This window comes from Stenotrophomonas sp. YJH_SMC_120 (assembly GCF_059368675.1).
The window spans coordinates 531,332-544,574 of sequence record NZ_JCAFRY010000001.1; the positions used below are offsets into that span (position 1 = coordinate 531,332).

13 protein-coding genes are annotated in these 13,243 nt (G+C 60.4%); all 13 read right to left on the bottom strand.

Annotation, left to right across the window (positions count from 1 at the left end; all coding sequences use genetic code 11):
- Nucleotides 1-32: 32 nt before the first annotated feature.
- Nucleotides 33-1,784 carry an ATP-dependent nuclease gene (locus tag AC5P60_RS02730; protein WP_024957524.1) on the bottom strand — a complete coding sequence of 584 codons (1,752 nt, stop codon included), beginning with the start codon at nucleotides 1,782-1,784 and terminating at the stop codon, nucleotides 33-35.
- Between the two features lie 21 nt (nucleotides 1,785-1,805).
- Entirely contained in the window at nucleotides 1,806-4,451 is a 2,646-nt protein-coding gene (locus AC5P60_RS02735; RefSeq protein ID WP_224119369.1) for a DEAD/DEAH box helicase, read from the bottom strand.
- 2 nt (nucleotides 4,452-4,453) lie between these two features.
- Complete coding sequence (locus AC5P60_RS02740; RefSeq protein WP_224119368.1) at nucleotides 4,454-6,019, bottom strand: site-specific DNA-methyltransferase; 1,566 nt, start codon at nucleotides 6,017-6,019, stop codon at nucleotides 4,454-4,456.
- A gap of 127 nt (nucleotides 6,020-6,146) precedes the next feature.
- Nucleotides 6,147-6,629, bottom strand: a complete 483-nt coding sequence (locus tag AC5P60_RS02745) for a hypothetical protein (protein WP_224119367.1) — start codon at nucleotides 6,627-6,629, stop codon at nucleotides 6,147-6,149.
- The gene (locus tag AC5P60_RS02750) at nucleotides 6,626-7,669 is read right to left on the bottom strand and encodes a hypothetical protein (RefSeq protein ID WP_224119366.1); all 1,044 of its coding nucleotides are present in this window, start codon (nucleotides 7,667-7,669) and stop codon (nucleotides 6,626-6,628) included. The genes AC5P60_RS02745 and AC5P60_RS02750 overlap by 4 nt, the downstream gene beginning before the upstream one ends.
- A gap of 68 nt (nucleotides 7,670-7,737) precedes the next feature.
- Nucleotides 7,738-8,052, bottom strand: coding sequence for a hypothetical protein (locus AC5P60_RS02755; RefSeq protein ID WP_224119365.1), 315 nt, complete (start codon nucleotides 8,050-8,052; stop codon nucleotides 7,738-7,740).
- Nucleotides 8,049-8,369 (bottom strand): hypothetical protein, encoded by a 321-nt coding sequence (locus tag AC5P60_RS02760; RefSeq protein ID WP_224119364.1) that lies wholly within the window; start codon nucleotides 8,367-8,369, stop codon nucleotides 8,049-8,051. The genes AC5P60_RS02755 and AC5P60_RS02760 overlap by 4 nt, the downstream gene beginning before the upstream one ends.
- Nucleotides 8,370-8,556: 187 nt before the next feature.
- A complete protein-coding gene (locus AC5P60_RS02765; protein WP_224119363.1) occupies nucleotides 8,557-8,766 on the bottom strand; it encodes a hypothetical protein in 210 nt (69 codons plus the stop codon).
- Nucleotides 8,766-9,350 (bottom strand): hypothetical protein, encoded by a 585-nt coding sequence (locus AC5P60_RS02770; RefSeq protein WP_224119362.1) that lies wholly within the window; start codon nucleotides 9,348-9,350, stop codon nucleotides 8,766-8,768. Before AC5P60_RS02770 ends, AC5P60_RS02765 begins: the two co-directional genes overlap by 1 nt.
- A gap of 106 nt (nucleotides 9,351-9,456) precedes the next feature.
- Entirely contained in the window at nucleotides 9,457-10,032 is a 576-nt protein-coding gene (locus AC5P60_RS02775) for a hypothetical protein (protein ID WP_111007983.1), read from the bottom strand.
- Between the two features lie 166 nt (nucleotides 10,033-10,198).
- Nucleotides 10,199-11,212 carry an ArdC family protein gene (locus AC5P60_RS02780; protein WP_224119361.1) on the bottom strand — a complete coding sequence of 338 codons (1,014 nt, stop codon included), beginning with the start codon at nucleotides 11,210-11,212 and terminating at the stop codon, nucleotides 10,199-10,201.
- Between the two features lie 66 nt (nucleotides 11,213-11,278).
- The gene (locus AC5P60_RS02785) at nucleotides 11,279-11,524 is read right to left on the bottom strand and encodes a hypothetical protein (protein WP_099595987.1); all 246 of its coding nucleotides are present in this window, start codon (nucleotides 11,522-11,524) and stop codon (nucleotides 11,279-11,281) included.
- Between the two features lie 62 nt (nucleotides 11,525-11,586).
- Nucleotides 11,587-13,236 (bottom strand): DNA primase family protein, encoded by a 1,650-nt coding sequence (locus AC5P60_RS02790; RefSeq protein ID WP_224119360.1) that lies wholly within the window; start codon nucleotides 13,234-13,236, stop codon nucleotides 11,587-11,589.
- Nucleotides 13,237-13,243: the final 7 nt, after the last annotated feature.

Here is a 13,243-nt window from a genome sequence, read left to right on the forward strand (position 1 = left end):
GGCCGGTGGACTAGCCAACGTGCTAGCGGACGTTAGCGAGCCAGCCACTCCACGAGTTCTCGCACGCTTGCTGCGTCCGCACATGCTGCATCCACCCCATCGCTTTCGACCTTCACTTGGAACGCCAGCCAGGCGTGCTCCTTCTTTTCGGTCAGCCCAACATGAGGCTCGATGGCACCCCGGCTCCATAGCCAGATCGATTTGTCCCGAAGCTTTCGGACGAGTGCCTGGATGTGCGGCAATGCTTCTACTCTTTCCGCTAGAAGCTCGAAAGCCTTCGAGGCCGGGCCCTGGGGGCCCTTCTTAGGGAGTCCCCCTTCGTCCAAGGTGATCTGACCCTCGTCCGCCATCGTTCTTAGCATCGAGCGGCATGTAGCGATATCAGTGTCGCTCGGGTCAAGGAAACCGTGCTTGGTGGCCTGCCGAAACGCGTAATCAAGGTCCACAATCGCGCATGCTGGAAGGCCCAGCGCCTCCAGGATCTCCATGGACTTCTGGGTATCCGAGACGCCGCTCATCGCGACAATCGCGAGCGAAGACTGCCCCATGGTCTTGCCGGAGACTGCATTGAAGAGGCTGGGGAGCAACCGGAGCTCTGTCTTTCCCTCGGTCAAGACCACCTTGTCAGCGAAGAGCATCTGGGAAGAGTTGGTCAAACTGAAGATCTGGTGGAGCTGATGCGTAGGCTCGGCAACCAACTGCTCGACCACCGACTGAAGCCTGGGCCTTGCTTGGGTCCCCTGCGGATGCTTCTTCGTCATCAACAAAGCATTTTTAGCGTCGCGCGCGAGGATCATTTGAGCAGAGTGGGTCGAAAAGACCACCTGATAGCCCGACGCGGAAAGTGCCCTCAGTGCTTCGCGAACCTGCTCTACAGCAAAGGGATGCATGAACAGCTCGGGCTCATCAATCAGCAGCAGCGTCACTCCACCGGCTATGGCAACGCCTCGCTTGAGGTCAGCCAGGTGGCGCACCATTGCCATCTGAATAGCGCGCTGGGCACCATGCCCGTATGAACCAAATCCCCTGCCCTTTCCGTCTCCCTCATAGACCTTGACGGTTCCCGCCTTGATGAGGTCGTTCAACACAGGGACGGGGAAATCCAGCTTGATGCTCACCCCAGGGAACAGATCGGCGATTTTTTGATTGATGGAGGCGTCAATCCTCCCCAGCTCTTCAAATCGTTCTGCACCCTCAGCGGAAAGCATTCCAACGATTGCCAAAAGGTGCGGCGATAGATCCGCCTGATGCCTTTCTTGAATAGCTGCGACCATGTCTATTAAAAGCTTACCAATCGTCGTACTGGTCTTTGCCTTACTGGCATCCTCTTCCGCATCCTCCATAGCCCCGATCCGTATTGGATCCGGGAAAAGAGCTGAGATGGCCTGATCAATGCCAGTCGGATTTGGATCCCACTCGTTCGTGTCTAAGTTCAACACGGTCAGTGAAACGCCACTGCCAGCCCCTTGCTGATGCTTTCGGATGCGAAGCACGCCATCACGCACATGCGGCTCGATCCTTGTTCGATGCTTCAAGTCCAGCATGGCAAGGTCTTCTTCGACGATGCCATAGAGACGGCCAGATACCTCAATAGGCAGAAGTGGATCGTGGAAGTCTTCCTCCTTCCAGCGCCCCCCTTTTACCAACCATTGAAGTGCAGTGAGGCAGTTGCTTTTACCGCAGTTGTTCAACCCAACGAGTGGCGTGAACTCGGTCAGCTGCAACTGCGTAGAAACGCACGACCGAAAGTTGCGAATATCGAGATCTGAAATATAGACAGCCATTCCCTTCCCCCTGTTATGAAGTCACTCCCCGATGGCTGCCTTCAGCTGCTCGGTCACGCTGTTGCCCTTCTCATCCTTCAACTGGGCCATGAGGTAGACCCCTCGGCCGTTGCTCTTAGCGGCCCATAGCTCACCGATCATTCGCTTCTCCTTCTCGGAGTCCGCCGTGTATCGGTCGCCGCCCTTGTATTCAACGACCAGCAGGCGACCGTCCTTGAGCTTGGCAACGAAGTCCGGGTAGGTCCGCTGCTTGGACGTCGGCATCCAGAACTGGCTCTTGTCCACCAGGTTGCGGACCCAAAACGCCACCTCATCCAGCTGATCGATGGCCTGGGCGCAGAGAAACTCCTCCCCCACCTTGCCCCCGGCGGTCTTCCATTGAAGATCGCCCACGAAGGGGTAGTAGTGCTTGCGGAAGCGATACGTGCCGCCTTGGTAGTAGGAGTGCGCCGGATACTGGGTCATGTCCGCGGGGTAGGTGAACATGGCATCGGGCTCATCGCTGACCACGATCTCAGCGTCGGCACCAAACAAGGCCTGCTGGAAGCCATCCTTGAGCGCCTCCGCCTTGGCGATCTGAAGCTGCTCGCCGAGCTTCCGTCGGAGCACGAACTGGCCATTGAGCAGTTGGGAGAGAGAGAAGCCCCGATCTTCGGACAGCCCGCTGATGGACCGGCGCAACCACTCCCGCAGCACGGGCTGCTTGACCGCTGGATCGCGGATCTTCTGGTCCAGCCAGCCCACCAGGTCCGCCTGTGTGCGGTCCTTGGCGAAGCCTGGCAAGTAGGTGTTCACGTCGTCATCAATCGGCGTGTAGCTGACCTTCTCGTCCACCAAATCAACTTCAAAGGTCTTGCTATCTGCGTTGAACTTGAGGCTTGTTAAGTCCGGGGGATAGGCCAGCAAGTCCCAGGTGAAGCCCGGCGGCGTGGCGCCGCTCTCCACGAACTCCAGCTCGCCCTGCTCCATGACCCCAAGCCGCGGCACGCTGAACACCGCGCCGTTCTGGCTAGGGGCTTTGACGGCCTTGGCGGCGATCTGATGCCGCTGGATTGTAGCCGCCGCTTCCTCGCGCTCCTTGGTTGGCACAGCCTTGGTGATCGCTTCCACGGTGGACTCGTCCACCTCGCCCGTGATCTCCACCGAGCCGCCCTTGCCTTCCTCGTTCGGAGTGAACACAACGCTGGTCTGGTCCCGAGCAGGGATACCAGTAAGATCCGGTTGTTTGCTCACGGCAATGGTGGTCTTGGGCGTCACGGGAACCGGATTGACCTTGCCGCCTTGCAAGTCCAAGCCGGGGCCAGGTGTGGGATCCGGCAGCACCGCACCCACGGCCTCAAGAGGGTTGAACCCGATGTCGATGAGCGACTTGGTGAGCTCTGCAGCAGCCAGATTGAACGCCGCAGTGGTGACGTGCGCGTAGGCCTTGTTCATGGCCTCCTGCTTGCGGCGGGTCGCATACGGCATGCGCAGCACGCGCCCCAGCAGCTGCTGGATGTCCTTGTCGCTCTTGACCTGGGCAACCGAGCAGAAGACGTAGGCAAAGGAGCAATCCCACCCTTCTTTGAGCGCTTGCTTGGTGATGATGACCTCGATGGGGCAGTTCTTGGCGAACAGGTCCACCCCATCGATCTCGCGCTGATCGCCCGTGGCGATGGCGATGGCTTTTTCGGGCACCTTCTCGTTGTCGATGAGGTGCTTCTTGACCTCCTCGACCGTGGCAGTGCCCTTGGCGTTCTCAGCCTGAATCAGCAGGATGGGACGGATATAGTCCGGCTCGCCCAGCGCGGTCTTGCCCAACTCGTTGCGGCGGGCCACGGCGCTGCCCACGGCCACCTCCCATTGCCCGACGTGCTCCTTGAGCACGACCGGGAACTTGATCATGTTCGCGTTCTTCAGCTCAAACGCGCTGACGCTCACCAGCACGTTGCTCTTGCTGGCCTCGGGCGTGGCGGTGAGTTCCACCACCACCTTGGCGCCCAGGCGCTCGTAGACCTGGTAAGACAACGGCGTGTTGGCGTTGTGGGCTTCGTCGGTGATGACCAACGGGCCGTGGAGCTTGAGCAGGTTGGCAAAGGACGCAATGGCCTTGCCGGCTTTGTTCTGCTCCAGGTAGGCCAGATCGGACACGCTGCCGGCGAAGTGCGCTTCCAGGTCCTCGTGGTGCTCGTAGACCTTCCGGCCTTCCTGGTTCTCCACGCGCAACGCGGCCATGGTGGTAATGACCACGCACACCTTGGTGCCCAGATCGGCGGGGCGGATGTGGGTGAAGTCTTCCACGTCGAACACCGCGACCTTGCCCCCGAACGCCTCGTCCAGTTCCTGGCGGTAGGGATGGCGGGGATTCTTGAAGGCCTCCAGCGTCTGGGTCTTGATCTGGGTGGTGGGGACCATCCACATGACCAGCGGAAACTCGCGCTCGAGGTAGGCGTCGCCTGCCGCCTGGATGATGTGCGCGCCCATGACGGTCTTTCCGCCGCCCGTGGGGATGCGTAGGCACACGTAGGGCGAGGCCTCCAGATGAGGCATGGGTTTGTATTGGGTGACCAGACCGGCATCCGCGTTCTTCTCAAACGCGGATGCGGGGCCGGTCAGCCGGGCGTCTTCGAGGAACTGGGCCAGGCTGGACAACGCCCGCTGCTGATACACCTTGAGGGAAAGAGCCATGCTTAGCGTGCCTTGATGTCGTAGGGGGTTTGCTTGAAGGTGATCTGGAGCTCCTCCAGCCGCTCTTTAGGCAAATCGCAGGATTCGCCGTAGATCACCTTGGGACCCTCGAAGGTCTGCAAGCCTTTCAACACCCGCTTGGTCAGCACGTTGCCGCCGGTCTTGCTCTCATCGCCCAAAATACCGTTGAACAGCAGGTAGTAGCCGACCCCGTGGTGCTCGCCCAGGAACGGCTGCTTCGGTGCTCGAGTGGAGCGTGCGGCGCCAGTCTCGGCGAACCAGACGTGGGCGGCCAGGTGCTCGAACTTGATGCCCTCGCGGATGTGGCCCGCATCATCGAACACGGGCACACCGAGCTTGTAGAAGCGGAAGCCGCCACCGCCCCTCCAGTCGGCACTTTTTGAGATGCCTCCTTGCTCACCATCAACAACCTTTTTCATCCTGGGTTGACCAAGCAACCGAGCGTGCTCACCGACTTCTATCCCAATCCATTTCCGGCGCATCTTGTGAGCAACCGCAGAAGTAGTCGCAGAGCCTAGGAAGCTATCCAAAACAAGATCCCCCTCTTCAGACGCTATGTGAATGACACGTTGAAGGAGACGTTCAGGCTTCGGCGTCATGAAGTTTTCACTACCAAAAAGTGCGACGACCTCTTTTTTCGCTTCCTGCGTATTTCCGACATCTGAGTTCATCCAGATCGTCTGAGGAACTACACCTTGCTTGACTTCCGAAAGAAATCTTTTTATTCGAGGAGCGTTGTTCCCTGCAGCGCCCCACCAGATCCGCCCATCGGAATCCATTTCCTGAAACTTCTCCTTCGACACACGCCAATACATTCCGTTTGGAGGGCCAGGTATTACCCTGCCACTGGGACAAGTAATCGGATATGTTCCAGCGCCATAGAAGTTGCGCGCTGAAAGGTCGCCTGAGGTCCACGGACCACGCGGATCTTCATCGGGGTTCTTGTATGTGGCAGTTTGCCTCTCAGACCGAGGCATGTCGTTCGGGCGCCAAATATCTGCGTCTTTTGCATAGACAAACAGATGATCATGGTCGACGGAAAGATGTCGAGCACTGTTCTTCGGAGAGAAGACCTTCTGCCAAATCGCGTTTGCAATGAAGTTCTTACGGCCGAACACCTCATCTGCAATGACTTTGAAGTAATGGGCCTCATTGTCATCCAGGGTTATCCAAATCGATCCATCTTCAGCCAACAGATCTCGCAACAGCTCTAGGCGCGGATACATCATCGACAGCCACTTGGCGTGCTCAAGGTTGTCGTCGTAATGATCAAAGGCGCTGCGAGTGTTGTAAGGCGGATCGATGAAGATGCACTTCACCTGCCCTGCGTAGTAAGGCAGCAGGGCCTTCAGAGCGTCCAAGTTGTCGCCTTCGATCAGCATGTTCGGAGAGTCGACCTCCCCATAGGACAAGCTGGCCACCGGCTCCAGAAGGCGGTAGGGCGTCAGGGCGGAACGGGTCAGGTCTTCATCACGGTTAGACCAGTTGAGCAGCGGCATCGAATACATCCCCTCGAACAGGCTCCAAGTATCGTTCAGCGGGTGCATTTCGGCCAATACTCCAAAGCCTAACGGCGGCTAAGCCTTTGATCGAAATGACCTTCCCGTGATCGGAGCCTGATCGCGAACTATATGCTGGGCCACTTAACGACCGCCGGGCCAAGAGGCAACTAGGCTACGGAGGGCTGAGGCCCACCTTCCCGCAGTAGCGATAGACAGCCGAGCTGCTCACCCCGAGCTCCCGCGCCAACTGAGCCCGGCTGACCTCCTTTAAGCGAGCCCGAACCTGGTCCAGGGCCAGCCCCCGCAAGGTGCGGTGCTCCGGCCCTTTCAGGACGCGCCCCAACCAAAGGGCTTGGCGGTCCAGGCCGATGGTGGCCGGCGACACGCCCAAGCGCTGGGCCACCTCGACCGAGGTCAGCCCGGCTCGGACCAGCCGCTGCACCTGCTGGCGACGCTCAGCGAGCTCGCGGGCTTGGCGGTCCCGGAACGCCTGCCGTCCGGAGCCCGCCAGGCGGTGCCGCCGGACAAAGCGGTTCACGGCTTGGTGGGTGACGCCCAGGCGTTGGGCCAAGGCGCGCTGAGTCCCCCCTTCGTCCAGCAAGGATTGAACCTGGGCCGGGGAGCGGCCGCCGAGGAAGCCTTTGCGTGGAATCATGATGGAGCGGCCTGACGACGTCGCCCATCGCGCGGCGCTTTGAGACCTGCTCTTTTCATGTAAACAGATATAGACGACGCGCTGACCCCAAGATGCAGAGCCACAGCGTTGGCCGTCTGGAATCGGACGAGCAGGATCTCGACCTCTGCTCGACTCAAGCCCGAGAGGGTCATTTTCTCCGCCGGTTTACGCATGCCCGGAAGCTTCAGCGGTTTGCGGTCGGTCGATGGTGTGTTGGCCTGGCGGCATCGCCCGTCCCGTGGCGCTTTGAGGCCGGCTCTCTTCATGTAAGAGGACACATGCGCCCCACTGGTTCCGAGATGCAACGCCACTGCCTTGATGGTCTGGAATCGAGCAAGAAGGGCCTCGATCTCTGCTCGACTCAAGCCCAAGAGGGTCATTTTCTCTGCCGGCAGACGCACACGCGGCAGCTTCAGCGCTTTGCGGTCGGCCGTTATGCACGCGTATGGCACGGCCAACTGTTGCGCCATTTCAGACACCGATAGGCCGGCCTCGCTCAACCGGCGCACCTCTTTGCGCCGAGCCAGAACAACCGCCTTCTTTCCGTTTTGCGGCATGTCCAGTTCGTATTTCTTGCAAAACAGGCTAACCGCTTGCTGCGTGACGCCGATCCGAGCCGCCACACGGGTGCGGGTGCCCAGTTCGTGGAGCAGGCTCAGCACTTCCTCAACCGAGTGCCCTGCAATGCTCCTCGGTTGTCGTTGGCAGACCGGCAACCGCAGTCCAAGGGCTTGAGCATCTTTCTGCAAGGTGTAAACAGCCACCCCGAGGAACCTTGCGATGTCCTTTCGTGCCATGCCGGCCTGAATGCAGGCGCGGACCGCATAGCGGCGTTGGCTCACATAAGCCCGGTAGCGCTCCGAGGGCATGGCATCCGCAGGATCCACACGCTGAGCGTGCTCGATTTGCTCCGCTTCGCCGTGTGCGTTGCGGTGCGCGGCCAGGGCGTCGTCCACGTCCTTGCTGAAAGGCGTGTTGCGTTGGGCTGCGTCGTAGATGGCCCGGATGTCTGCGGGCATCGGCAACAGCTCGATGCCATCCGGCCCGGGAAGAACGTCTGGGGCAAACAAGGTGGACGGCTCGCGTGTCATCGGCCCACCCAGTAGCCCAGTCCCGCGCTAAGCAAGGTGGCCGCGTATAGAGCGGCGTCCTCAGCGCTGGAAATGTTGAGGGCCATTATCACCGCCACGAATGCAAGCGTGAGGACGCAGCCCGTGAAGATCCCCCCATAAATGGCGAAACCAATGTAAAGCGACGCGCTCCGCTCGCCGCTCCGGAGGAAGGTCAGCGATTGCTTCACCGTCGGGTAAGTCAGCGCGGCCACAAAAGAGATAACCGCCGCCGAGCAAAGAAACACTGCAAAGACCAGAATGGAAAGGAAAAGCATCGTCAACGCACTCATCCGCGCGACCTCCCCTTGCTCCAGAAAAAGGCCAGCAGGCAGAGCACCGCGACCGTGCCGAGGACAAACAGGCCTCCCCCGGTGGCGAGCTGGTGCCAGACGCTGAAGGTGGCTTGGGCCAAGAACGCGGCGATGACCACCATCCCAACTCCAAACAGCCCGCCATGGATCACGACGCGGCCGTGCGTGCGAGCGTCTCGCTCACCGCCTCTTACCCGTTGCCAGGCTGCCTTAGCGTCGCCAAAGCGCTTGAACGTCCAGAGCGGGACCAGGACCATGAGGCCAAGCAGGGTCAGCAGAAGGATCGCGCTCACCATGGGCGGCCTCCCGCGCGACTCCTCAGCGGGCGCGCCTGGAAAGTGAGAGGTTGGCCCCACTGGCTGGGCTTGAGATTCCATGCCATTGGCAGGTGGTGCAGCTCGCGAGGTTGCGCAGGGGAGCAGTCCATGCCGTCTAGAATGAGGTGACCGTAATGGTGGGCAATGCTTTTGAATGTGGCTCCCATTAGCGCCGCCCTTTGCCGGTCGTTGCCGCGTTGGCAGAGCGCACGCCCCAGCCCTTGGCTTGGCGCAACCGATCGATCGGGGCTGCTGCTTCGTGAGAAAGGCCCAGGTATCCGCTTTCGTCCATCAAAACGTGGCCTGGAGATTGCTTGAAGTCCTCGATGCTCAGCGCGGCATCGGGGCGCTTGCGGAAAAATGCGAGCCATTTCATCAGCGCTGCCCTCCAACGGCTACATTTTCTCTGCCCGCACCGATGACTACGGATACGGAAGCTGCCTCAAGCTCTGTAATCACTGGCTGCGCGGTCCCTTCGGAGCGGAGAAAAACTTGATCCCCCACCTCAAAAGCCCCCTGCTCGTCGCCCTGCATGTAGAACGGCAGAATGCGGCCAGCGATGCGCAGCGCACATACGCTGTCATCCACACCGTTGTTTCGCGTGTCGCGGCATGGGACGCGCTCATACGTCACTCGGAGCGTGTAGTAGCGCTGCGCCTCGTCAATCACCCACAGCGTGACGCTTTCGCGTGTTGCGGGGTTCTTCTTCAAGATTGAGTTGTAAGCCGCGTATGGGCCACGGCCCGGCGCTTCCATGGGTTCGAAGGACTGAACCCCGGTGGCGGTTTCCGTGGGGGACGCCTCCCAGGCGTGTGTGACCCTTACTGCGATGGTGTGCGGCGTGATCACGGTGGCATTCACCCCGACGGCAACGGCGACCGAATCGCTACGGGGCTCGGCGGCGCTGGCGGCAAGGGCGAGCAGGCTGGCAAGGGCCAGAGAAAGAATCAACGCGCGCATGAGGCCTCCTTTTTTGAATGGGTTGCACTACCCATAACAAACGGTTTGGTTTGCGCAAGGGGATCGGGAAAAGAAAAGGCGGCTTTCGCCGCCCTTTCCCTTGGCCTTAGAAGCGCGCTCGCAAGCGAGGGGCTTCCAGGGTTTGGCCGTCCTGCCCATGGGCCTTCATGGCCGCACCGACCTGCCGTTGGGCGTCGGCCCCAAACCCGCCTTCCGGTGGCTTCCAAGCGTTGGCAGGCGGAAGTATACTGTCGAGGAGCTTGGCTCGGTTGTGGGCACGGATGACCTGATCCGATTGATCATTCCCGTGCCGCCCCAACAAATCTGTCGGGGTCGTTCCCTCCGAGTCCGCGTCCTGGGGCGTGCGTCCCGACTTGAGCAGGTCACCAGCCCATTCGGCATCGCCGGATGCGACGGCGAAGTGGAGCGGATACTCGGTGGCAGCGGTCAGGAAGGCCACGTAGTCCTTGTAGCTGGTTACCCAGGTCTCTTCCTTCCACTCTTCTTCATCGGTCTTGCCGTCGTAGTAATGGTCGAAGGCCGCTTGCCGCAGCTCGTCGTAAAGCTCGTCTACTGACCAATCGTTCTTCACCGCTTGGATGAGCAGGTCGCGCTCTTGTTCGCAGAGCTTCAGACCAAGGGCTTCGCGTGCGCTGATGGGTTGGGTGGAATCGTGTTGCATGGGGTCCTCCATTGGTTGGTGTTGAGTAGGTCACGGCTCACCAGCACCGCAGGAATGCGGTGGAAGCCGTTCTTCGTTTTCAACCCCGATGGGGAACCTGACAGGGGCATGGATGCCCACTTCCCAGTTCTAGCAAAAACTCGGGGAAGGTCAAGCCCTACCAGCGTTAGGCTACTTGGCGTTCCTTGCGTTGCGACGGCGACCTTCGACCGGCTTCCGCCTTCCGCCCCTGCTCGGTGTCCTGCTCCTTCTTGACCTGCGGCAGCGGCTCGCGTTCAAACGTCGGGATGTCGAGGAAGGTCATGACCTTCTCCGCTTGGCTGGCTGCGCGGAACAGGGTCCTAGGGTCATCGGCCAGGGCTTTCATCCAAGACTGCAGGTAGCCGGCGTGCTGTTCTTCGTGTTCTTTCCCCAGCCCGATCCCGAGGCGCTCGGAAATGAAAAGGCTGGACAGCTCTGCCACCAGTTCCTCCTTGGCATACCCCTCCGTCCCGAATCGCCCGGTTAGATCGCGGCCGAGCCGGTGCTTGGCCCCGGTCCAATGGGCCAGTTCGTGGAGCACGGTTGACGCATAACTAATCGGGTCTTGAAAGCTGCCCGCTTTCGGAACGTGGATGCTGTCGGTAGCAACGGAGTAGAAGGCCCTGTTCCCGCCATCGTGATGAAGTTTTGGCTGGTGCTTGTCCAACAACTCCCGCAGACGCAAGTTGCGGATCGACTCGGGCATGATGAAGGGCGGCGGGGGCTCGGGCATGCCGTCCATTTGGCTGGCATTGAACACCGTGGCGACGAACACCGATGGCCCTTGGTATCCGCCCTTCTCTTCGCCTTCGGTCAACGGCTCGGCACCGTCTTTGGCTTTGCCCGTCTTGCTGAAGTCCCAGTAGGCGATCTGCTGCCCCTTCTCGCCGCGCCTGACTTGGGCCCCGATGCTTTCTGCCTGCCGATAGGTCAGCCAGCGATTGTCGTTGTAGCCGTGGGCCATCTGCGCCCCGAGAAGGATCAGTGTGTTCGAGCCCCTATAGGACTTGCCCGAGGTTGGATTCCACGGCCCGTTGATCGAGCCGTTCTGCGGGGCGTCGGGGTCGTTCCAGGGTCGGCGCCAGGGGATGGTGCCCTGCTGCATGAGTTGGAGCATTCGCTCGGCGGTGGTTTGGATGAGATCCGAATACTTGGACATGGGTGGTTGCCTCAAATCTTTTTCAACCTCCTGCGCCTCTCAACAGGTGGTTGTGGGTGGATGGGGTCAGAACTCGATATGAAGGGTCAGACTCTTGCGGTGATACAACGCTCGCCGCACCAGCTCGGCGATTTCGTCCTCGCTGCGCAATCCCTGGTCGCCGTCTTTTCCCAGACGGACGTGGAGACCAAACCCGCTTTGCACGAGCAAGTATTGCGGGTCCGCTTCCGGCGTCTCTGGACTCTCCAGATCGGCCGGGCCGATGGCCGATTCGGGGAACGCGTCGTCGGGGATGTGGTTGGGCGATGGCATGGGGGCTCCGTTTTGGTTTGGATACCCCTTTGCAATAGCGCAACGTCGCCGGTTGTAAAGGCCTACGCGGCTTCAGCCATCGGTGCGCCCGACAGGAGGTCGATGGCTTCCATGGCCTCTTTGCTCAGAGGGTCACCCAACGGAACCTCCTCGTCCGGGATGGACTGGGGAGCCCCGCCCTCCAGGCGCGGCTTCAATCCCCCCACGCGCAGGTTGACCCAGCGCTCGGCCTTCGATCCCTTCGTCGCCTTCTTCTGCTTCTGCTGGAGCCCCGGCATCCGTTCGCGCACCCGCTTCCAAAGCTCTTCAGCACCCACCGGCTTGCGGCCCAGCTCATCCAGAACGTAGTTTCGGTAGTCTGCATAGATGTCGTTCTTGTCGGTCCACGTGCCTTCTTCTTCGATGACCATGCGCTCAGCGAAGTAGGACGCCGTGGTGTCCGTCTCTTGCCGGGTCTGCTCGGCCAGCGCCTTGACGGCTTCGGGCATTTCCTCGGGCAGGCCGCCTCGCTCAATGAGGCGCATGGCTCCCTCCAGCAGCCAGTCGATGATCACGGCCATTTCCGCCGGGTCCTCGGTCAGCTTCTTGTGGAAGTCCGGATCGCGGTCCTTGTCGTTCTCGGCCAGGCGCACATTGAAGGGGATCATGCAGATCTTTCGCCAAAAGCCGTGCTCATGACTCGTCACGGAGAACATGGCGTTCAGGGCAAGAAAGAGCGTGCCCCGAGGAACCGTGGTGTAAGCGTCCTTGCCTTTGTTCTCGGCGGACATGGGGTCGCGTGAGATGAGCGCCTTCAGGACCTGCTGGATGGGATCGGAGAGGACCTTGGGCGCCTCTGTCGCCAGATAAAGAGTCTTGGAAGCGAGAGGTGCCATGGCGAACTGCCCATCCAGCTTGTCGATGCGGACCGCAGTGTTCTTGGGGTGGATGGCTCGCAGGACGTGAAGCAAGGTGCTCTTGCCGTTGCTGCCGCTTCCCAGCAACAGGAAGGCTTTTTCCAGGCACATCGGCATGACCGACGACGCCATGGCTTCTTGAAGCAACCCTCGCACGGCCATGTCAGGCATGAAGCGATCCAGATATTTGGCCCACCGCGACTTGGGGTCCAACGGCTTGGGGGTGTAACGACCCGACTTCACCTGGTCCAGGTTGAGCTTCGCTGGAACAAGAGATGTGATCCCGTGTTTGGGGTCGGCCGGCAGGTATTCGATGTAGGCCTTCTTGTTAGCGTCCTTGAGGATCTCCAGGTAACCGCCCTTCAGCGGCACGATGGCCCGATGCTGGCTTTCAGGCAACTTCATGCCAGGCAAGCGGATCATTTCGAGCATGGCCGTCTTGACGCAGCTGGTTGCGCTGCTCTGCTTGGCGTCCTCCGGGGCGTGCTTGCGCATCCAGTCCAACGCGTGGGCTTCTACTTCCCGGGTGGCTTGCAGGGCCCAGATGCCTTCGGACTCATCCCACTGATACAGGGAAACGTCGATCTCGCCGTTGTCCATCTTGCCGCCGATGCGAAACTGGTTGCCGCGGCGCATATCGTCGGCATAGGCCAGCTCAAACGAGAGGTCTTCCCCGATCACACCCAGGTCATCCGTGGCGTCGTTGGGATTGGCTTCGGCCCCAAAGGCCTTGCCCTTTTTCTTCGGAGCCTGATCAACGGCGTCGCCATTGGCCTCCCCGCCCTTGACAGGGCCAGTCTTCGACTTACTCTTCATGTTGTAA

Bases quoted from the DNA above. Each gene is read 5' to 3' on its own strand.
- AC5P60_RS02775 (WP_111007983.1), bottom strand. From the start codon at position 10,032: ATGCAACACGATTCCACCCAACCCATCAGCGCACGCGAAGCCCTTGGT.
- AC5P60_RS02770 (WP_224119362.1), bottom strand. From the start codon at position 9,350: ATGCGCGCGTTGATTCTTTCTCTGGCCCTTGCCAGCCTGCTCGCCCTT.
- AC5P60_RS02780 (WP_224119361.1), bottom strand. From the start codon at position 11,212: ATGTCCAAGTATTCGGATCTCATCCAAACCACCGCCGAGCGAATGCTC.
- AC5P60_RS02750 (WP_224119366.1), bottom strand. From the start codon at position 7,669: ATGCCCGCAGACATCCGGGCCATCTACGACGCAGCCCAACGCAACACG.
- AC5P60_RS02765 (WP_224119363.1), bottom strand. From the start codon at position 8,766: ATGAAATGGCTCGCATTTTTCCGCAAGCGCCCCGATGCCGCGCTGAGC.
- AC5P60_RS02740 (WP_224119368.1), bottom strand. From the start codon at position 6,019: ATGCACCCGCTGAACGATACTTGGAGCCTGTTCGAGGGGATGTATTCG.
- AC5P60_RS02790 (WP_224119360.1), bottom strand. From the start codon at position 13,236: ATGAAGAGTAAGTCGAAGACTGGCCCTGTCAAGGGCGGGGAGGCCAAT.
- AC5P60_RS02785 (WP_099595987.1), bottom strand. From the start codon at position 11,524: ATGCCATCGCCCAACCACATCCCCGACGACGCGTTCCCCGAATCGGCC.
- AC5P60_RS02760 (WP_224119364.1), bottom strand. From the start codon at position 8,369: ATGGTGAGCGCGATCCTTCTGCTGACCCTGCTTGGCCTCATGGTCCTG.
- AC5P60_RS02745 (WP_224119367.1), bottom strand. From the start codon at position 6,629: ATGATTCCACGCAAAGGCTTCCTCGGCGGCCGCTCCCCGGCCCAGGTT.
- AC5P60_RS02755 (WP_224119365.1), bottom strand. From the start codon at position 8,052: ATGAGTGCGTTGACGATGCTTTTCCTTTCCATTCTGGTCTTTGCAGTG.
- AC5P60_RS02730 (WP_024957524.1), bottom strand. From the start codon at position 1,784: ATGGCTGTCTATATTTCAGATCTCGATATTCGCAACTTTCGGTCGTGC.
- AC5P60_RS02735 (WP_224119369.1), bottom strand. From the start codon at position 4,451: ATGGCTCTTTCCCTCAAGGTGTATCAGCAGCGGGCGTTGTCCAGCCTG.